The organism is Streptomyces sp. NPDC059866, from assembly GCF_042731325.1.
Taxonomy (GTDB): Bacteria; Actinomycetota; Actinomycetes; order Streptomycetales; family Streptomycetaceae; genus Streptomyces; species Streptomyces flavusporus.
Window position 1 is genome coordinate 286,488 of the sequence record NZ_JBHWJT010000007.1, and the last position, 18,662, is coordinate 305,149.

Genomic DNA, 18,662 nt, shown 5'->3' on the forward strand with positions numbered 1-18,662 from the left:
CCCCGCTGACCAAGGGCGCCACGGTGTGGCTGACCGGGCTGCCCAGCTCCGGCAAGACGACGCTGGCGCAGGCGCTGGCCAGCCGCCTCACCCGGGAGGGGCACCGGGTCGAGGTGCTCGACGGCGACGAGATACGTACGTTCCTCAGCGCCGGCCTCGGCTTCACCCGCGAGGACCGGGACACCAACGTGCAGCGCATCGGCCTGGTCGCCGAGGTGCTGGCCCGCAACGGCATCCTGGTGCTGGTCCCGGTCATCGCGCCGTACGCCGACAGCCGCGAGGCGGTCCGCAAACGGCACGAGGCGAGCGGCACCCCGTATCTGGAGGTGCATGTCGCAACCCCGCTCCAGGTGTGCGCCGTACGCGATGTGAAGGGCCTGTACGCGCAGGCCCGCGCCGGGCGGCTGTCCGGGCTGACCGGCATCGACGACCCGTACGAGCCGCCGCAGTCACCGGACGCGAAGGTGGAGACCCAACTGCAGTCCGTCGGCGAGTCGGTGGACAACCTGCACACGCTGATGGCGGAACGGGGGCTGCTGTGACGGCCGTGGCCGCCCGCCTCGGGCACACCGACGTCCTGGAGTCGGAGGCGGCGTACATCTTCCGCGAGGTGGCCGGCGAGTTCGAGAAGCCGGTGCTGCTGTTCTCCGGCGGCAAGGACTCCGTCGTCATGCTGCATCTGGCGCTGAAGGCGTTCGCGCCGGCGCCGCTGCCGTTCGCGCTGCTGCATGTGGACACCGGGCACAACTTCCCGGAGGTGCTCGCCTACCGGGACCGTGTGGTGGCTGCACATGGGCTCACCCTCCATGTGGCGTCCGTACAGGACTACATCGACCGGGGTGTGCTGCGCGAACGTCCCGACGGCACCCGCAATCCGCTCCAGACGCTGCCTCTGCTGGAGGCGATCAGCGGCGGCGGGTTCGACGCGGTGTTCGGCGGCGGACGGCGCGACGAGGAGAAGGCCCGCGCGAAGGAGCGGGTGTTCTCGCTGCGCGACGAGTTCGGTACGTGGGACCCGCGCCGGCAGCGGCCCGAGCTGTGGCAGCTGTACAACGGCCGCCATCTGCCCGGCGAGCATGTGCGGGTCTTCCCGTTGTCCAACTGGACCGAGCTGGACGTGTGGCAGTACATCGGCCGCGAGGGCATCGAGCTGCCGTCCATCTACTTCGCGCACGAACGGGAGGTGTTCCTGCGCTCCGGCATGTGGCTGGCGCCGGGCGACTGGGGCGGCCCGAAGGACGGCGAGCCGGTGGAGAAGCGCCGGGTGCGCTACCGCACCGTCGGCGACATGTCCTGCACCGGCGCCGTGCTGTCCGAGGCGTCCGACGTCGACGAGGTGATCGTCGAGATCACCGCGTCCCGGCTCACCGAGCGCGGCGCCACCCGCGCCGACGACCGGCTGTCGGAGGCGGCGATGGAGGACCGCAAACGCGAGGGGTACTTCTGACATGACCGCCGACGTGACAGCTCTCGGCCACCCCCCGCTTTTCACCGCCGCCCTGATGATGCGCGGCATCTTCCAGGAAGCCAGGTCCCGGCTGACCGCCGGGACCGGCGCACAGGAGGGACACGCGAACCCCATGCCCACCACCCGGCACCGTGACGCCTCCGCCGCCCCGGCGGCCGAGGCGGACCTGCTCCGCTGGGCCACCGCCGGCTCGGTGGACGACGGCAAGTCCACCCTCGTAGGACGACTGCTGCACGACTCCAAGTCCGTCCTCGCCGACCAGCTGGAGGCCGTCGCCCGCGCGTCCTCCGGCGAGGGCCCCGACCTGGCCCTGCTCACCGACGGGCTGCGCGCCGAGCGCGAGCAGGGCATCACCATCGACGTCGCCTACCGCTACTTCGCCACCCCCAGGCGCCGGTTCATCCTCGCCGACACCCCGGGGCATGTGCAGTACACCCGCAACATGGTCACCGGCGCGTCCACGGCCACGCTGACGGTGATCCTCGTCGACGCCCGCAAGGGCGTGGTCGAGCAGACCCGGCGGCACGCGGCCGTGGCGGCGCTGCTGCGGGTGCCGCAGGTGGTCCTCGCCGTCAACAAGATGGACCTCGTCGGCTACGAGCAGTCCGTGTTCGCGGACATCGCCGGGGAGTTCACCCGGCTCGCGACCGGCCTCGGCATTCCCGAGGTCACCGCGATCCCGATCTCCGCGCTCGCCGGTGACAACGTCGTCGAGCCGTCCACGCGCATGGACTGGTACGGCGGGCCGACCGTCCTCGCGCACCTGGAGAGCGTCCCCGTCGCGGACGAGGTCACCGACGGACCCGCCCGCTTCCCGGTCCAGTACGTCATCCGCTCCGGTGACGTCCGCCTCTACGCGGGGCAGGTCGCCGCCGGTGCGCTGCGGGTCGGCGACCGGGTCACCGTGCTGCCGTCGGGGCGGACCACCACCGTCACCGGCATCGACGTGCTGGGCGCGCCGGCCGAGCTGGTCCGCTCGCCGCAGTCCGGCGCGCTGCGGCTCGCCGACGACCTGGACGTCTCCAGAGGCGACCTGATCGTCCCGGCGGCGGCCCTGCCGACGGTGTCCCGGGACGTCGAGGCAGCCGTGTGCCATCTGCACGAACGCCCGCTCAGGCCCGGGGACCACGTGCTGCTGAAGCACACCACGCGCACCGTGCGCGCGGTGGTCCGCCGGATCCCGGGGCCGGGGCAGCTCGACCTGAACGAGATCGGCCAGGTCGCGCTGCGCACCGCCGAGCGGCTGGCGTTCGACCAGTACGAGGACAGCCGGCGCACCGGCTCCTTCGTGCTGATCGACCCGGCCGACGGTGCCACGCTGACCGCGGGCATGGTCGGCGCGACCGCTCCGGGGACCCCCGATGCGCCTGTCTGAGCGCAACCCGGCGCTCCACCGCTCCCGGCGTCCGCTCCGCGCGGCCCTCGCGCTGCTCCTGCTGCTGTTCCTGGCGGCGGGCTGCGGCTACGGGTCCCGGGCGCCGGGGGCGGCGGCCGCGCCGGCCGTCGGCACGGGCCCGCCGCTGTCGGCGGACGAGGTCTCCATCGGCTACTTCGCCAACGTCACGCACGCCACGCCGCTGGCCGGTGTGCAGAAGGGCTACTTCACCCGCGAGCTGGGCGGCACCCGGCTGCGCACGCAGGTCTTCAACGGCGGCCCGTCGGCGCTGGAGGCGCTCAACGCGGGCGCCGTGGACATCGCGTGGATGGGACCGTCGCCGGCCGTCAACGGCTTCCTGCGGTCCGAGGGCCGCGGCCTGAGGATCGTCTCGGGTGCCGCCTCGGGCGGGGTCGCGCTGGTCGTCGACGGTGACGCGAAGGTACGCGGCACCGACATCCGCGGGCTCAGGATCGCGACGCCGGAGGCGGGCAACACCCAGGACGTCGCACTGCTGCACTGGATCGGCGAGCAGGGCTGGGAGGTGGATCCGCGCACCGGGCGCGGTGACGTCACGGTGGTGCGGCAGTCGTCCAAGGAGATCCCGACCAGCTTCCGGCGGGGCGCGATCGACGGGGCGTGGGTGCCGGAGCCGGTGGCCGCGCAACTGGTCGCCGCCGGCGGGCGGGTGCTCGTCGACGAGTCGGACCTGTGGGACGACGGCGCGTTCGTCACCGCACTGGTGGTGGTGTCCCCGTCGTTCCTCGCGGACCATCCGGACGTCGTCGATGCCGTGCTGCGCGGCTCGGTACGCACCAACGCCTGGCTGAAGAGCCATCCGGCCGAGGGCAGGACGGCCGTCAACAGCGCCATCGAGGCGCTGACCGGCCGGCCACTGGAGCGCGGGGTCCTCGACGCGGCCTGGCGGCATGTGAGCCTCACCGACGATCCACTCGCCGCGACCCTCGCCGAGGAGGCCGACCGGGCCGACCGGCTCGGGCTCCTGCACGGCGCGGACGGCACGCAGGGCGGCGGAGCGGAGGCGGCCCTGCGCGGGATCTTCGACCTGCGCCCGCTCAACCGGATCCTCGCCCAGCAGGGCGAGCCGGCCGTGGACGACGCCGGCCTCGGCGTCGCCGGGCGCGGCACCTGACCCCCGACACCGACCGGACTTTCTGGGCAGCATTGCCCGTACTGCAAAGGATTTGATCACATGTCAGAAACGGTGCTGCGGGCCGGCGCACCGGTCCGCCCGGTCGCCCTGGCCGAGGTGGAGCAACCGGCCGTACGGCTCACCCATGTCTCCAAGTGGTTCGACACCGCGGGACGGCGCCAGACGGTCCTGGACGACATCAGTCTGACCGTCGGCCGCGGCGAGTTCGTGTGCGTGCTCGGCGCTTCGGGCTGCGGAAAGTCCACGCTGCTGAACCTGGTGGCGGGCCTGGACCGGCCGTCCACGGGCGCCATCGAGGTCACCGGGGGCCGGCGGCCCGCCCTGATGTTCCAGGACCACGCCCTGTTCCCCTGGCTCACCGCCGGCCGGAACGTCGAACTCGCCCTGCGACTGCGCGGAGTGCCCCGGCGCGAGCGGCCCGAGGAGGCCCGCCGGCTCCTGGAGCTGGTCCGGCTGAAGGACGCGTACGGCAAGCGGATCCACGAGCTGTCCGGCGGTATGCGCCAGCGCGTCGCCCTGGCCCGTGCTCTCGCCCAGGAGGGTGACGTGCTGCTGATGGACGAGCCGTTCGCCGCGCTCGACGCCATCACCCGGGACGTGCTCCACGAGGAGCTCACCCGCATCTGGTCCGAGAACAGGCTCTCCGTCGTCTTCGTCACCCACAACGTCCGCGAGGCGGTCCGGCTCGGCGAGCGGGTCGTGCTGCTGTCCTCCCGCCCCGGCCGGATCGCCCGCGAGTGGACCGACTCCGACCTCCCGGAGGCCGCACTGACGGCCCGGGTCACCGACGCACTGCGGGAGGAGATACGTCGCCATGGCCGCCGGTGAGACGGTCGCGACCAGGAAGGGTGTACGGGAAGTCCGGGACAGCGCGGACGTCGAGGCCGGCCTCGACGCGCTGGACAGCGCACCCGTAGGCCCCGCCCGGACACCCCTGCTCCAGATCCTGCGCGAGCGCGTACTGCCACCCGTGGCCGCCGTCGTCCTCGTCCTGCTCGCCTGGCAGGCCGCCTACGAGGCGGAGCTCAAGCCGGACTACCTGCTGCCGTCACCGGCCGACGTGTGGCGGGCGCTGTCCGACCAGTGGTACGAGGGCACGCTGTTCTCCACGGTGTGGACGAGCATGCAGCGCGGCGCCCTCGGGTTCGCCGCGGCCGTGGTCATCGGCACCGGGCTGGGGCTGCTGCTCGGCGCGGTGCGGTCACTGCGGGTCGGGATCGGGCCGGTGCTGTCGGGGCTTCAGTCGCTGCCGTCGGTGGCGTGGGTGCCGGCGGCGGTCGTGTGGTTCGGGCTCACCGACGCCACCATCTACGCGGTGATCCTGCTGGGCGCCGTACCGTCGATCGCGAACGGGCTGCTGGCGGGGGTCGACCAGGTGCCGCCGCTGTACCTGCGGGCGGGACGGGTCCTGGGCGCGACCGGGCCCGCCCGGGTTCGGCACGTGCTGCTGCCGGCCGCGCTGCCCGGCTATCTGGCCGGGCTCAAGCAGGGGTGGGCGTTCTCCTGGCGGTCGCTCATGGCGGCTGAACTCATTGCCAGTTCCCCGGAGTTGGGGCTGGGGTTGGGCCAGCTGTTGGAGAATGCTCGCTCCTATCAGGACATGGCCCTGGTCCTCGCCACCATCGGCGAGATCCTCCTGGTCGGCATCGCAGTCGACCTACTGCTGTTCGCCCCACTGGAGCGACGGGTGCTGCGGTCGCGGGGGTTGGCGGGGGCGCGTGGGTAGCTGCGAGCAGTCGCGCGTAGCTGCGGGCAGTCGTGCCTCCCCCAGTGCCTTAAAGGCCTGGGGGGACCCCCAGGGCGGCGCGGGTGGGCGATGGGGGTCCCCCCGCTCGAGCGAAGCCGAGAGTGGGGGAGGCACCCCGCCGGCGCCGGGCTGCGCATCCCCGGCGCCGGTGCCGGCACCGGCGCCGTCTGCTGTACTGACCCGGTGAGCGTGCCCTCGGGTCCGGAATCCTCGTGGCTGTTGCGGCTGGCGCCGGACGCGGTGCCGCCGCAACCAGCGTGCTCGCCCGAGACACTGGCCGCCGCCGAACACCCCCTGGGCCCCGGCCCCGCCGGCTGGGCCCTCGAGGTCGCCCGGGACATGGCCGCACACATCGTGCGGCAGGTACCCGAGCACGGTGCCCCCGGTGCCGCTGTCCCCTTTCAGCGTGCTGTCGAGGCCACCGTCCTGACCGCACTGACCGGCCTGCTCACCGAGCCGGAGCCGACCGCCGCACTGGTTCCGCCGGAGGCCGTTGCGAGCAACGCCGAACTGGCCCGCCGTAATGTCCCGTTGGACCGTGTGCTGCGCGGTGTCCGGCTCGGGCACGCCTATCTGCACGGGCGGCTGATGGAGGCGCTGGGCAAGGAGGCGGAGGAGGTCCGGGTCCAGGAAACGCATCGGGTCAGTGAGCTGCTGTTCGTGTACGCCGACGTCCAGGCCAGCCGGCTCGCCGAGGAGTACGTCGCCGAACGCGACCGCTGGCGGCGCGGCCGGGAGGCGGCCCGCCGCCGGATCGTGGACGAGCTGCTCGCCGGACGCCTGGTCGGCGGCGCGGTCGCCGCCCGTACGCTCGGCTACGAACTCGCCCGGCATCATGCGGCGTTGATCGTCACGTCCGGTTCTCCCGACACCTCGGCCGAGGAGCTGCGGCTGCTGGCCGCCGAGTTGTGCCGGGCGGCCGGCGCCGAGCAGCTGCTCACCGTGGCGGCGGGCAGCGCCGAGCTGTGGGCGTGGATGTGCTGGCCGGCCGAGCCGCGCCGCGCCGCCCTCGCCCGGCTGCCCCGCCAGGTCCCCGAACGCCGGCCGCTGCGTGTCGCGCTCGGCCCGGTGGGCTACGGCACCGAGGGTTTCCGGCGCAGCCACCGTGGCGCCCGGGAGGCGGAACGGATGGCCCGGCTGGGCCGTACGGGCTGGCTGTGCGACTACGCCGACGTGAGTACGGCGGCGCTGCTCACGGCCGACGTGGAGCATGCGCGGTGGTTTGCGGCGCGGGTGCTCGGGGCGTTGGGGGGCGACGATCCGCGGGTGCGGGAGCTGCGGGAGACGCTGCGGGTGTATCTCGCGGAGGGGCGGAGTCCGCAGGGGGCTGCGGAGCGGTTGTTCGTTGCGCGCAACACGGTGACGTACCGGGTGCGGCGGGCCGTGGAGTTGCTGGGGCGGCCGGTGGAGGCGGACGCGCTGGAGTTGCGGATGGCGTTGGAGATCGCCCGCCTGCTGGGGCCGGGGTAGGGGGCCTCCCTCTGGGGGAGGCACGGCTGCCCGCGGCCTGGCGTACCCATGTCCCAAAGACCGGTCGGAGTTTGTGCTGTCGGCCCAAAGCCCGGGAGGCGTGGGCGACGTTCACTGCAACGGGAGACCAACAGCACCTGACGACGCGCCCCCACCGCGTACCCGCAGCCGTACACCCCTTCACCACCCGGGATCCACCATGCCCTTTTCCCCCGTAACTCCGGCCACTCCCGCATCCCCCACCCGCCGCACCCTCCTGCGTACCGCCGCGGCCGCCTCGACCCTCACCACGGCGGCCGCACTGCCCCTGCACTCCACCCCCGCGGACGCCGCTCCCCAGCCGAGCCGGGGTACCGAGCTGATCCTGCTCGGTACCAGCGGCGGTCCCGTCCCCATGCACGGTCGCGCCGGTATCGGGTCCGCGCTGGTCGTCGACGGCCGGGCCTACCTCGTGGACTGCGGCCCCGGCATCTTCGGCCGGTACGCGCAGGCCTGGCTGACCGCCGAGCAGCTCACGGCGATCTTCGTCACCCATCTGCACTCCGACCATCTGTCGGACCTGTACGCCCTGCTGTGGCTGCGGTTCGGCGGCTTCCAGCCGCTGGGCGGCCCGGTGCACGTCTACGGGCCCGGTTCCGCGGGGAACCTCCCGGCCGTCTGGCCGAAGGGCCGCTCGGTGCCGACCGTCTGCCCGTCGGAGCCCGCGCCCGGCACGGAGGACCTGATCGCCGGGCACATCGCCGCCACCGCGTACGACATCAACGTACGGATGCGCAGCGAGGGCTGGCCCGACATCCGCACGCTGATCCGGCCGCACGACGTACGCTTCCCGCTGCCGAAGGGGGCGGGGCCGCGCAAGCTGATGGCGCCGCCGATGGAGCCGTTCGAGGTGATGCGGGACGACCGGGTGCGGGTCACGGCGGTGCTGGTGGAGCATCCGCCGGTCTTCCCGTCGTTCGCCTACCGCTTCGACACCGCGGACGGGTCTGTCGTGTTCAGCGGCGACACCGCGCCGTGCGGGAACGTGGCCCGGCTGGCCCGGGGCGCGGACGTGCTGGTGCACGAGGTGATGGACCTGGAGACGCTGGCCCTGGGCGGGCTGAAGCCGGCGCAGCTGCGGCACATGGAGATCAGCCACACGGACGCCACCCGGGTGGGCCCGCTCGCCGAACGCGCGGGCGTGGGCACGCTGGTGCTGAGCCATCTGGTCCCGGGTGCCACGAACATCGTCGACGACTCGACCTGGCACACCAAGGCGAGCAAGGGCTACTCCGGCCGTGTGGTGGTGGGCCGCGACCTGGCCCGCCTGCCGGTGGGCGCCCGGCGGGGCTGAGTGCGGCCCCGGCCGACCTCACCCCGCAGGCGCTGGGCCCGCAGGACCAGTTCCAGTTCGAAGCGCCGGTCGGGGTCGTCGATCTCGTCGCCCCAGAGTTCGCGTATCTGCCGCAGCCGGTAGCGGACGGTCTGGGGATGGACGCCGAGCCGTGCCGCCACCTCCGGCGCGCCGCCCCTCGTCTCCAGCCACGCCAGCAACGTCTCCGCAAGTCTCCGCCCATGAGTGGGGCCGCAATGAGCCAACGGCGCCAGACAGCGCAGCGCCAGGTCGTCGATCAGCTCCTCCGGCTGGAGCAGGACGAGGGCCTCGGTGTGCTCGGTGCAGAACAGCACCTCACCGGCGGGCAGCAGCCGCCGTTCCATCAGGTGTACGGCGGCCTCGGCCCAGCGCAGCGACTTGGCGGCGTCGGCGAGCGGCACGGGCGGTCCGATCGCGCCCGCCCAGCCGCCGAGCGCCCGGTGCAGCAGTTCGCCCCGGCCGGCGGCGTCCGGTTCGGGCACGACCATGCGGGGCTGCTCGTACTCCAGGTCGAGCAGCACGCCCTGCCCGACCGCCGGTGCCACCGCCTCGCGGGCCGGGCGCAGCAGCACCCCGACGGCGACCTTCTCGGGCAGCGTCCAGCCGATCCGGGCGGCGCGTTCGGCGAGGGCGTCGGCGGGGTCGCCGCGGTGGCGTTCGGCGAGCAGCAGCTCCATGAGGCGGCGTTGCAGGCGCAGGCGTTCCCCGGCCTGGCGGGCGGCGGCCTCGGCGTAGCCGCGCACGGACTGGTCGACGAGGCCGTCGAGGTACTCGTAGCCGGCGTCGACGAGTTCGTACATCGCGGGCGGCGGGATCTCCACGCGCTGCCCGATGTCGGCGAAACGGCGCCAGGCCAGGCGTACGCCCATCCGGTAGATCGCCTGGAGGGAGTCGAGGGTGCGACCGTTGAGGCCTTCCCCGCGGCCGAAGTCCTGGAAGACGCCGGGTGGGACGGTGGGGCGGCCCGTCGAGTAGTCGGCGTGCTCCAGCTGCTGCACGAACACCTCGATGGCGCGGCGGATGCCGACCAGGGCCATCGGCTCGCCGTTCTCGTCCAGGACGACCGGCAGGTGCGGGTACTCGCGGCGGATCTCGCCGAGGATCTCCTCGGCGAGCGCGGGCGCCTCGGCCATGGCGATCGCCGCGAACCGGCGCACCTGGAGCCGGGGCACGTCGTGCCAGGCGGAACGGGCGGTGACCGCTGCCGGACGGGCCGCCACGGTCAGCTCCCCTGGCCCGCTTGTTCGTATGTGATCAAGGGCGTGTTGGGCTGCTCGGGTGTGGACTCGAGCAGCGCGACGATACCGAGTGCGGCGCCCACCGCGAGGGCGGCGGCGATCACGACGGTCACGGTGGCGGCGAGCAGTCTGGGCATGCGGGGTCAGCCTCTCTCGTCCAGAGTCCGGAGGTCGTCCCACCCCGCTGCCCCGCCCCTGCCGTTCGGAGCCCAGTGTCGACAGGGCGCTCACACGGCGTCAAGGGTGGGTATCGGCCGAGGCTCACTTTGTGACGTGACGTCAGCTACAACAAGCGCCGAAATTGTCATGCCGGTGAGTAGCCGTGACGAACGCCTGGGCGAAAACTGTCCACCCACCCCGAACACAACCCGTCCACAGCCCGCACGCAGGAACAGCACAGAGAGTATTTCTTCCCCGCTTCTTCCCCGCGTTCTTCCCGCCCCCCACGCTGAGTTCCGCACCCTGAGACGAGTTGGAGCACCCATGCCCCAGCACGTACCGCCGCCGCTGCGCACCGAGCTCCCCCGGCCGCAGCAGCACCCTTCGGCGCTCCCCCCACCCCCGCGCCGAATCGTTTTCCTCGCCCATCGGGACCTCGGCAATCCGGCGGCCGGCGGCTCCGAGCTGCTCGTCGACCGGCTGGCCGAGGGCCTGACCCGGCTGGGCCACCAGGTCACGCTGCTGTGCGGCGGCCCCGCGGCCTATCGGGACTACCGGGTCGTCTCGGCGGGCGGCGCCTACGGCCACTATCTGCGCGCCCGTTCCGCCTTCGCCCGTCAGGTCGGTGACTGCGACCTGCTGGTCGAGGTGTGCAACGGCATGCCCTACCTCGCGCCCATGTGGCATCGCGGCCCGACGCTGTGCCTGGTCAACCACGTACACACCGATCTGTGGCAGATGCGCTTCGGCGGTCCGCTCGCCCCCGCCGCCCGCATCGGCCGAAGACTCGAGCACTGGGCGCTGACCGGGGCACAGGCCCGCAGCCTGATGGTGGCCGTCTCCCCGTCCACGGCCCACGCGCTGCGCGCGATCGGCGTGGAACGCGAACGCATCCGGGTCGTGCACAACGGCGTGGAGGAACCGGGTCCGCGGGCGGACCGCTCGCCCGAGCCGCTGTTCCTGGCGGTGGGCCGGCTCGTCGAGTACAAGCGCATCGACCTGCTGCTGCGGCTGTGGGAGCGGGTCCGGCCGGTCACCGGCGGCCGGCTGCTGATCGTCGGGGACGGCCCGGAACGCGAGCGGCTGGAGCGGCTCGCGGGCCCGGACGTGGAGTTCACCGGCCATGTCTCCGACGCCGAGAAGCACCGACTGCTGTGCGCGGCCTGGCTGCTGGTCCATCCCTCGGCGGTGGAGGGCTGGGGCCTGGTCGTGACCGAGGCGGCCACCCGTGAGACGCCGACGATCGCCTTCGACGTGCCCGGCCTCAGGGACTCGGTGATCGACGGCGAGACCGGCGTCCTCGCCCACGGCGAGTCGTCCTTCGCCGCCGCCTGGTGCACGCTTGCGCTGTCCGCACATCGCCGGGAGCTGATGGGCAAGGCGGCCCGTGAACACGCGGCGCGGTACCGATGGCATCGGACGGTCCGGCAGTTCCGCGCAGTTGCGGCGGAGGCGGTGAGGGGCTGGGAGCCGTGACCGGCACCGGCCTCAAGGACCCGTCGATACGCCGGTCCCTCGCCCTCTTCCGTGCCTTCCTCCGCGAGCAGGACGACCCGGAGGCCTGCTACGCGCTGCTCGCCCGGGACGCCGCCGACCAGGTCGAGGCCTACGACGGCCCCCTCGCCGGCCGCACCGTCGTGGACGTCGGCGGCGGCAGCGGCCACTTCACCGAGGAGTTCCGGCGCCGCGGTGCCGAGGCCTACCTGTTCGAGCCGGACGTACGCGAGCTGGGCGAGAAGCCGCCCGACGGGACGGTCATCGCGGACGGCTATCTGCTGCCGCTGTACGACGGGGTCGCCGACGTCACGTTCTCCTCCAACGTCCTGGAGCACGTGGCCGATCCGCAGACGTTCCTCAGCGAGCTGGCGCGGGTCACCCGGCCCGGCGGGCTGATCTACGTGTCGTTCACCAACTGGCTGTCCCCGTGGGGCGGACACGAGTGGGCGCCCTGGCACTACCTCGGCGCCGAACGGGCCCGCGCCCGCCACCGCCGCCGTACCGGCAAGGACGCCAAGCACACCCTCGGCGAGAACCTGTTCGCCGTGCACATCGGCCCCACCCTGCGGCAGGTGCGCGCCCGCGACGACGTCACGGTCGTCACGGCGCGCTCCCGCTACTGGCCGTTCCTCACGGAGGCCGTCGTCAAGGTCCCCGGCCTCCGTGAGCTGGCCACCTGGAACCTCCTCCTCATCCTCCGGCGGTGTCCCCCATGACGACCACGGTCCAGGCCCCTCCTCCGGCAGCCGTCCCCACCACCGCGACCACCGCGGGTCCCCCGGAGGGCCCGCGGTCGCGGCGCTGGCTGCTGGGGTTCTGGGCCGTGGTCCTCGTGCTGTTCCTGGCCGTGCAGCCGGGCCGGCAGACCTTCGACACCAAGCTCGGGGTGACCGTCGACCCCGGGCAGTTCCTCGCCGATCTCGGCCAGTTGTGGCACGACCGGGGCGGCTTCGGCGGCATCCAGGACCAGTACGTCGGCTACCTGTGGCCGATGCTGCCGTTCCACTGGCTGTGCCGCACGGCCGGTCTGCCGGTGTGGCTGGCGGAACGCCTGTGGATGTCGGTCATCGTCGCCGTCGCCTTCTGGGGCGCCCTGCGGCTGGCGGAGCGGCTGCGGATCGGCAACAGCACGTCCCGGCTGCTCGCGGCGGTCGCGTACGCGCTGTGGCCGGTGTTCACCACCGTCGTCGGCTCGACGTCGGCGGCGGCGCTGCCCGGCGCGTTCCTGCCGTGGGTGCTGCTGCCGCTGACGAACGAGCGGTACAGCGCACGGGTCGCGGCGATCCGCTCGGCGCTGATCGTCCCGTTCATGGGGGGTGTGAACGCGGCCTCGACGCTGGCGTCCCTGCTCCCGGTGGGCCTGTACCTGCTGTCCCGCCCGCCGGGCCCACGGCAGCGCAAGCTGATCGCCTGGTGGGTGCCGGGCGTGCTGGTGGCGACCGCCTGGTGGTGGATCCCGCTGCTGCTGCTCGGCGTGTACGGGGAGAACTTCCTTCCCTACGTGGAGAGTTCGCAGACCACGACGGACACCATGTCGGCGACGGAGGCGCTGCGCGGCGCCGGCAACTGGGTGGCGTATCTGCACTTCGGTGAGGCGTGGCTGCCGGCCGGGTGGGCGGTGGCGTCCTCGGTGGTCGTGATCGTCTGCTCGGCGTGCGCGGCCGGACTGGGCCTGGCCGGGCTGGCGCGCCGGGATCTGCCGGAGCGGCGGTGGCTGGTGCTGACCGTGCTGACGACGGCGCTGATCCTGCTCGCCGGCTACGGCGGGGCGTTCGGCGCGCCCTTCCACGACACCGTGCAGGACTGGCTGAACGGCTGGCTGGCACCCTTCCGGAACATCTACAAGTTCCAGACGGGTCTGGCCCTGGCGCTGGCGCTGGGCCTGGCCCACCTGGTCGCCGTCGCCGCCGAACCGCGCGGCGCCCGCCCTGTGCCCGGCCGCCGCTTCGCACCGCTGGTCGCGGCGGTGCTGATCCTGCCGGGCCTGCTGTGGCCGTACCTCAACGGATCGATCCTCAACCCGGGCTCCTTCCAGGAGCTCCCCAAGTACTGGCAGGCCACGGCCGACTGGCTTCAGAAGTACTCCCCCGACTCGCGCGCCCTGGTCGTCCCGGCCACCGCGCACGGCATCCACACCTGGGGCTCGACCATCGACCAGCCCCTGGACGTCCTCGCCGACTCCCGCTGGGCCCAGCGCGACTACGTCCCCTTCGGCACCCCCGGCAACCGGCGCGCGATGGACGCGGTCGAGCAGGCGCTGCTGACCGGCGGCGAAGTGCCGGGCCTGGCGGACTATCTGAGCCGCGCCGGGATCCACTACGTCGTCGTACGCAACGACCTCGACCCCGACCAGATCGGCGCCGTCCCCACCACGACCGTCAAACGCACCCTGGAGCAGTCCGGCTACCAGCGGGTGACCGGCCTCGGCCCGGTCATGACCGGCGGGCGCATCGCCGACGACACCCCGCTCCAGATCGAGGGCCTCTACCCCCGGCAGCGCGCGGTGGAGATCTACCAGCCGCGCGGTGAGGACGTCCCCCGGCCCGGCCAGGCCACGCTGTACCCGGTCGCCGACACGGCCGTCGTCTCCGGCGGCCCCGAGTCCCTGCTGCCGCTCGCCGCCGAACTGCGCGGCCGGGCCTCCGTCCTGACCGGCGACAACCACCCCGGGCTCGGCTCCCCGCAGCTCCAGGTCGTCGGCGACGGGCTGCGCCGCGCGGACACCCGGTTCGGGCTGGTCAACGCCAACACCTCGTACACGTACACCCGGGACGAGCGCAACGCCCCCGACGCCTACCAGGACGCGGACGACCCACCGCACCAGATCCTGCCGGTGACCGGCACCGGCCACCAGACGGTGGCCGAACTGCGCGGCGCCCGCTCGGTGACGGCGTCCTCGTACGGCAGCTGGTTCTTCCATCTCCCGCAGTTCGACCCGGTGAACGCCTTCGACGGCAACCCGGACACCGCCTGGACGGAGGGCTCGGACGACACACCGAACGGGCAGTGGCTGCGCATCGGCTTCACCGAGGACTACGACATGCCGTCGTCGTTCCGGGTCACGCCGCTGCCGCAGGACAGCGTACGGGCGGCGCCGACCCGGGTGCGGGTGGAGACCGAGCGGGGCTCCGTCACCAGCTTCCTCCAGCCGAACGGCATGACCCAGCGCATCAAGGCACCGACGGGCGCGACGAGTTGGACGAAGCTGACGATCGTCGACTCGGTGGAGCGCCGGGCCGGTCTGCTGGGCGCGGGCTTCGCCGAGATCACCCTGCCGGACGTACAGGTGACCCGGATGCTGCGGCTCCCGACGGACGCGTCGGAAGCGACGCCTGGTGAGCTCGTCTCCCTGCACCGCACCGCCGACCCCACCGGCACGTCCCCGACCGGCACCGAGGCGGGCCTGCACCGCCGCTTCTCGACGACCGCGGCGGGAGCGTACGAGGTGAAGGCGAGCGCGCTGCCGATCCCCGGCGAGGAACTCGACCGGCTGCTCTACGAGATCGCGCCCGACCAGCAGGACCGCATCACCGCGACCGCCGACTCCACGGCACGGCTCGGCACGGGCCTGGCCGCCCGCAACCTCACCGACGGCGACCTGACGACGGCATGGATCGCGGGTGACCGCCCCACGGTCCACCTGCGCTGGCCGGCCAAGCAGCCGGTGAGCGAACTGGTGCTGGCCCCGGCGGGCGGCCTGTCCACCCGCCCCACGGAGGTGCACATCAGCTCCCCCGACGGCGCGGCGACCGCCGGCGTCGACGAGAACGGCTGGGTCCGCTTCCCGTCGATCACGACGGACCGCCTGGACATCACCATCACCGAAACCGCGCCCCTGACCCTCCACAACCCGGTCGTCGACGAGGACCTGCAACTCCCGGTGGGTTTGACGGAGGCGTACCTCCCGGCCCTCGACCGCTACCGCACCCCGCAGCCGAAGCCCGAGCGCACCTTCTCGCTGCCGTGCGGGGAAGGGCCGGTGCTGGCCGTGGACGGGAAGCTGTACCGGACGAGCGTGCAGGGGACCGTACGGGACCTGAGGGAGCACCGGCCGGTCGAGGTGTCGGTGTGCCCGTCGGACGGACTGGAACTGTCCCGGGGCACGCACCGCGTCGAGGCGGGCGATGCCGGCCCGCTGGTCCTCACCGACGTCACCCTCACCCGCGGCACGGTGACCGAGCCCGTGACCTCCGGCCGTGACCTGGAGATACGGGACTGGCTGGGCGACCTGCGCGAGGTGAGCGTCGGCTCGGGCGCGGCCTCGTACCTGACGACGTACGAGAACTTCAACGACGGCTGGCGGGCCACGCTGAACGGCGAGGAACTCACCCCGGTCCGGCTGGACGGCTGGCAGCAGGGCTGGCGGATCCCGGCCGGGGCGAGCGGCACGGTCAAGCTGACGTACGAGCCGTCGACGACCTACGAGGCCGCCCTCATCGGAAGCGGCGTGGGCATGGCGGGGCTGCTGGCCCTGGTCCTGTGGCGCCGCCGCGCCCCCAACCCCGACCCGCCGCAGCCGGTGCCCGGGCCGCCGGGCCTGTGGCTGGGCACGGCGGCGCTGACGGTGGTCGGCATCGTGATCGCCGGGTGGTTCGCGCTCCTGGTCCCCGCCCTGGCGGTGCTGGCGTACCGGCGGCACGCCCTGCTCGTCCCGATCGCCTTCGTGGCAATCGCCGGGGCCGGCATCGCGGCGGCGACGAGCGCCGGGCAGCCGGTGGGGGACGGCACGGGAGCGTTCGGCCCGGCGGCCCAACTGCTCGCCCTGATCGGCCTGTTCGCGGCCCTGGTGAGCGTACGGGAGCGGGGGGCGCCGGGGACGACGGCGGTGCTGCCACCGGCGCCGGGGGCCGCCGAGCCACCGACGCAACCGCTGCCACACCGCCGACGGGGCGAGCACGGGCCGCTCCCCCAGGGCGGGCCGGTCCCTCAGCCCGACGCCGGGCCGACGGTCTCCGCGCGCGGTCCGGGGAACCCTCAGTCCGGCCAGGGGAGAGAGGAACGCCCATGACGGCAGTCGAACACCCGGCACGCATCCCGTTCCCGGTCGTGGACGAGGTGGCCCGGCACTGCCTCCAGGACGAGGAACCGGAAACCGTCCACATCGAGGTCCACCTCCCCGGCCCCCTCGACCCACCCCGCCTGTGCAAGGCGTTCACGGAGGCCCTGCACCGCCATCCCCGCATCCTGATGCGGGAGGCGCCGGGCCACTGGTACCGACGGCGCTACGAGTGGGAGCTGACCGGCGAGCCGGACGTGGAGGTGGTGAGCTTTCCACCACCGACCCGGGATGCGCTGAGGGACGCCAGAACGCGTGCGCTCACAGAGGCACCGCCGCTGTCGGTGTCACCACCGATACGCCTGGAGGTCGTCGCAGCTGCGGGCAGTCGTGCCGACTCAGCTGCGGGCAGTCGTGCCGCTGGGGCGGCACGGGTGGGCGATGGGGGTCCCCCCGCTCGAGCGAAGCCGAGAGTGGGGGAGGCACCCCGCACCGCCGGGCAGCGCACCCACCCCACCGGCACCACCCCCGACCCGCACCACAACCCCTCCGGCACGGTCCTCTTCCTCACCATCAACCACACCGCCCTCGACGGCCCAGCCTGCCTCCGCGTCCTCGCCACCGCAGCGGAGCTGTACGGCGGCGTGGACAACTCCCCCGCGGCGCCCCCCGTACGCACCCCCTCGATCGCACCGCAAGACCCCCCGGACACCCCCACCCCCACCCCCTCCAACTGGACCCCACCCGCAAGAGTCGCCCCCGGCACCCCCGCCCCCTCCCCCGGCAACGGCATGCTCGTCACGGACCTCCCCCTCCCCCACCGCCCCAAGGGCTCCCCCTACACGGTGAACGACCAGCTCATGGTCACCACCGCCCTGACGATCGCCCACTGGAACCGCGAACACGGCGCCCGCCCTCGTCCCCTGCGCATCACCATGCCGGTGGACGACCGCCCCCGCGACACGACGATGCCCATCGGCAACGGCACCCGCCTGGTCGAAGTCCCCTTCTACCCGGACGAGTTGACCCCGGACGACAACCACATGGACGCCCTGCTCCGCCGGACGGCAACCCGCACCCGCGCCCTCAAATCCCTCCCCCGCCCCCAACTCGGCCACGGAGCCGCCCTGTTGACCGCCCCCGTGCTCCCGGTCCCGTGGCGTGCCGCCCTCACCCGCGGCCTCCGCCGCGCCGCCGCACCCTGGACGTCCACGACACTCCTCAGCAACATCGGCCGCGTCCCGTACCCCCTGGACTTCGGCGAGGAGGCCGGCCGCGCCCACGCGGTCTGGTTCTCGGCCCCCGCCCGTATGCCCCGCGGCCTCACGGTCACCACCGCGTCCACGGCCGGCCGCCTCCACCTCGCCCTGCGCTGGTCCCGCACCCTGCTCAGCCACGGCGACGGCGCCCATCTGCGGGACCTGTTCGAGCACTACCTGCACACCACGGAGGTCACCCGATGACCACCACCGCACCTCCCGAAGACCTGCGGGACTTCTACGAGAACCCCGCCGTCCCCGTCGCCTCCGGCACCCCCCGCAGCCTCCGCCAGGCCCGCATGCTGGCCGCCGCCCTGAGCACGGACACGGCACAGACCATCCTCGACATCGGCTGCGGAGACGGCACAGCGGCCGCCACCGCCGCCCCTCTCCTCCCCGGCCACCGCATCGTCGGCGTCGACTGGTCCCACGACGCCCTGACCCGCGCCCGCACCCGGCTGCCGTACGTGGTGCGCGGCGAACTGACCGCACTGCCCTTCGCAGCGGGCTCCGCCGACGCCGTCCTCTTCAGCGAGGTGATCGAACACCTCGTGGACCCGGACACCGCCCTGGAGGAGATCCGACGCGTCCTGCGCCCGGGCGGCCATCTGATGCTGTCCACCCCGAACCTGGCCGCCTGGTACAACCGCGCCCTGCTGGCCGTCGGCGTCCAGCCGGTCTTCTCCGAGGTGAGCCTGCGCGCGATCCACGGCCGCCCCGGCCGGGAGGTCGTCGGACACCTGCGGCTGTACACCGCCCGTGCGCTGCGGGAGTTCGTCGCCGCGACGGGCTTCGAGGTCGTACGGCTGGAAGGGGCGCCCTTCCATGGCGTACCGCGCCCGCTACGACCGCTGGACCGGCTGGCCTGCGCCAGACCACCCCTCGCCTCGATCCTCCTCCTGCACGCGCGAAGGACCTAGGCCGT

General features: G+C 73.3%; 15 protein-coding genes. 13 read left to right on the plus strand and 2 right to left on the minus strand.

The window, feature by feature from the left end:
• Positions 1-5: 5 nt before the first annotated feature.
• From cysC to ACFV7R_RS13670, 8 genes are all read left to right on the plus strand, one after another.
• Entirely contained in the window at positions 6-542 is a 537-nt protein-coding gene (gene cysC, locus ACFV7R_RS13635) for an adenylyl-sulfate kinase (protein ID WP_385263376.1), read from the plus strand.
• A complete protein-coding gene (gene cysD, locus ACFV7R_RS13640) occupies positions 539-1,447 on the plus strand; it encodes a sulfate adenylyltransferase subunit CysD (RefSeq protein ID WP_129800936.1) in 909 nt (302 codons plus the stop codon). Before cysC ends, cysD begins: the two co-directional genes overlap by 4 nt.
• Before the next feature lie 133 nt (positions 1,448-1,580).
• A complete protein-coding gene (locus ACFV7R_RS13645; RefSeq protein WP_385263377.1) occupies positions 1,581-2,843 on the plus strand; it encodes a sulfate adenylyltransferase subunit 1 in 1,263 nt (420 codons plus the stop codon).
• Entirely contained in the window at positions 2,830-3,996 is a 1,167-nt protein-coding gene (locus tag ACFV7R_RS13650) for an ABC transporter substrate-binding protein (RefSeq protein ID WP_385263276.1), read from the plus strand. Before ACFV7R_RS13645 ends, ACFV7R_RS13650 begins: the two co-directional genes overlap by 14 nt.
• A gap of 60 nt (positions 3,997-4,056) precedes the next feature.
• Complete coding sequence (locus ACFV7R_RS13655) at positions 4,057-4,845, plus strand: ABC transporter ATP-binding protein (protein WP_385263278.1); 789 nt, start codon at positions 4,057-4,059, stop codon at positions 4,843-4,845.
• Entirely contained in the window at positions 4,832-5,743 is a 912-nt protein-coding gene (locus ACFV7R_RS13660) for an ABC transporter permease (RefSeq protein ID WP_385263280.1), read from the plus strand. Before ACFV7R_RS13655 ends, ACFV7R_RS13660 begins: the two co-directional genes overlap by 14 nt.
• Before the next feature lie 204 nt (positions 5,744-5,947).
• Positions 5,948-7,234 carry a PucR family transcriptional regulator gene (locus ACFV7R_RS13665; protein WP_385263282.1) on the plus strand — a complete coding sequence of 429 codons (1,287 nt, stop codon included), beginning with the start codon at positions 5,948-5,950 and terminating at the stop codon, positions 7,232-7,234.
• A gap of 199 nt (positions 7,235-7,433) precedes the next feature.
• Positions 7,434-8,567 (plus strand): MBL fold metallo-hydrolase, encoded by a 1,134-nt coding sequence (locus tag ACFV7R_RS13670; protein WP_385263283.1) that lies wholly within the window; start codon positions 7,434-7,436, stop codon positions 8,565-8,567.
• On the opposite strand, the gene ACFV7R_RS13675 is transcribed toward ACFV7R_RS13670, so the two are convergent.
• Together ACFV7R_RS13675 and ACFV7R_RS13680 are read right to left on the minus strand one after the other, a co-directional pair.
• Positions 8,501-9,808, minus strand: coding sequence for a PucR family transcriptional regulator (locus ACFV7R_RS13675; protein ID WP_385263285.1), 1,308 nt, complete (start codon positions 9,806-9,808; stop codon positions 8,501-8,503). The two genes, ACFV7R_RS13670 and ACFV7R_RS13675, sit on opposite strands and share 67 nt — an antisense overlap.
• A gap of 2 nt (positions 9,809-9,810) precedes the next feature.
• Positions 9,811-9,963, minus strand: coding sequence for a hypothetical protein (locus tag ACFV7R_RS13680; RefSeq protein ID WP_165396386.1), 153 nt, complete (start codon positions 9,961-9,963; stop codon positions 9,811-9,813).
• 346 nt (positions 9,964-10,309) lie between these two features.
• Here ACFV7R_RS13680 and ACFV7R_RS13685 point away from each other — a divergent pair, with 346 nt between their 5' ends.
• The 5 genes from ACFV7R_RS13685 to ACFV7R_RS13705 are packed head-to-tail and all read left to right on the plus strand — an operon-like array spanning position 10,310 to position 18,657.
• Positions 10,310-11,461 carry a glycosyltransferase family 4 protein gene (locus tag ACFV7R_RS13685; protein ID WP_385263287.1) on the plus strand — a complete coding sequence of 384 codons (1,152 nt, stop codon included), beginning with the start codon at positions 10,310-10,312 and terminating at the stop codon, positions 11,459-11,461.
• Positions 11,458-12,198 (plus strand): class I SAM-dependent methyltransferase, encoded by a 741-nt coding sequence (locus tag ACFV7R_RS13690; RefSeq protein ID WP_385263289.1) that lies wholly within the window; start codon positions 11,458-11,460, stop codon positions 12,196-12,198. Before ACFV7R_RS13685 ends, ACFV7R_RS13690 begins: the two co-directional genes overlap by 4 nt.
• Complete coding sequence (locus ACFV7R_RS13695) at positions 12,195-16,490, plus strand: alpha-(1->3)-arabinofuranosyltransferase family protein (RefSeq protein ID WP_385263290.1); 4,296 nt, start codon at positions 12,195-12,197, stop codon at positions 16,488-16,490. The genes ACFV7R_RS13690 and ACFV7R_RS13695 overlap by 4 nt, the downstream gene beginning before the upstream one ends.
• The gene (locus ACFV7R_RS13700) at positions 16,487-17,941 is read left to right on the plus strand and encodes a condensation protein (RefSeq protein WP_385263292.1); all 1,455 of its coding nucleotides are present in this window, start codon (positions 16,487-16,489) and stop codon (positions 17,939-17,941) included. The genes ACFV7R_RS13695 and ACFV7R_RS13700 overlap by 4 nt, the downstream gene beginning before the upstream one ends.
• The gene (locus ACFV7R_RS13705; protein ID WP_385263294.1) at positions 17,938-18,657 is read left to right on the plus strand and encodes a class I SAM-dependent methyltransferase; all 720 of its coding nucleotides are present in this window, start codon (positions 17,938-17,940) and stop codon (positions 18,655-18,657) included. The genes ACFV7R_RS13700 and ACFV7R_RS13705 overlap by 4 nt, the downstream gene beginning before the upstream one ends.
• The last annotated feature ends 5 nt before the right edge of the window (positions 18,658-18,662 follow it).

Coding starts and splice junctions, on each gene's coding strand:
- ACFV7R_RS13650 (WP_385263276.1), top strand. CDS start 2,830: ATGCGCCTGTCTGAGCGCAACCCGGCGCTCCACCGCTCCCGGCGTCCG.
- ACFV7R_RS13670 (WP_385263283.1), top strand. CDS start 7,434: ATGCCCTTTTCCCCCGTAACTCCGGCCACTCCCGCATCCCCCACCCGC.
- ACFV7R_RS13660 (WP_385263280.1), top strand. CDS start 4,832: ATGGCCGCCGGTGAGACGGTCGCGACCAGGAAGGGTGTACGGGAAGTC.
- ACFV7R_RS13680 (WP_165396386.1), bottom strand. CDS start 9,963: ATGCCCAGACTGCTCGCCGCCACCGTGACCGTCGTGATCGCCGCCGCC.
- ACFV7R_RS13685 (WP_385263287.1), top strand. CDS start 10,310: ATGCCCCAGCACGTACCGCCGCCGCTGCGCACCGAGCTCCCCCGGCCG.
- ACFV7R_RS13700 (WP_385263292.1), top strand. CDS start 16,487: ATGACGGCAGTCGAACACCCGGCACGCATCCCGTTCCCGGTCGTGGAC.
- ACFV7R_RS13655 (WP_385263278.1), top strand. CDS start 4,057: ATGTCAGAAACGGTGCTGCGGGCCGGCGCACCGGTCCGCCCGGTCGCC.
- ACFV7R_RS13705 (WP_385263294.1), top strand. CDS start 17,938: ATGACCACCACCGCACCTCCCGAAGACCTGCGGGACTTCTACGAGAAC.
- ACFV7R_RS13695 (WP_385263290.1), top strand. CDS start 12,195: ATGACGACCACGGTCCAGGCCCCTCCTCCGGCAGCCGTCCCCACCACC.
- ACFV7R_RS13645 (WP_385263377.1), top strand. CDS start 1,581: ATGCCCACCACCCGGCACCGTGACGCCTCCGCCGCCCCGGCGGCCGAG.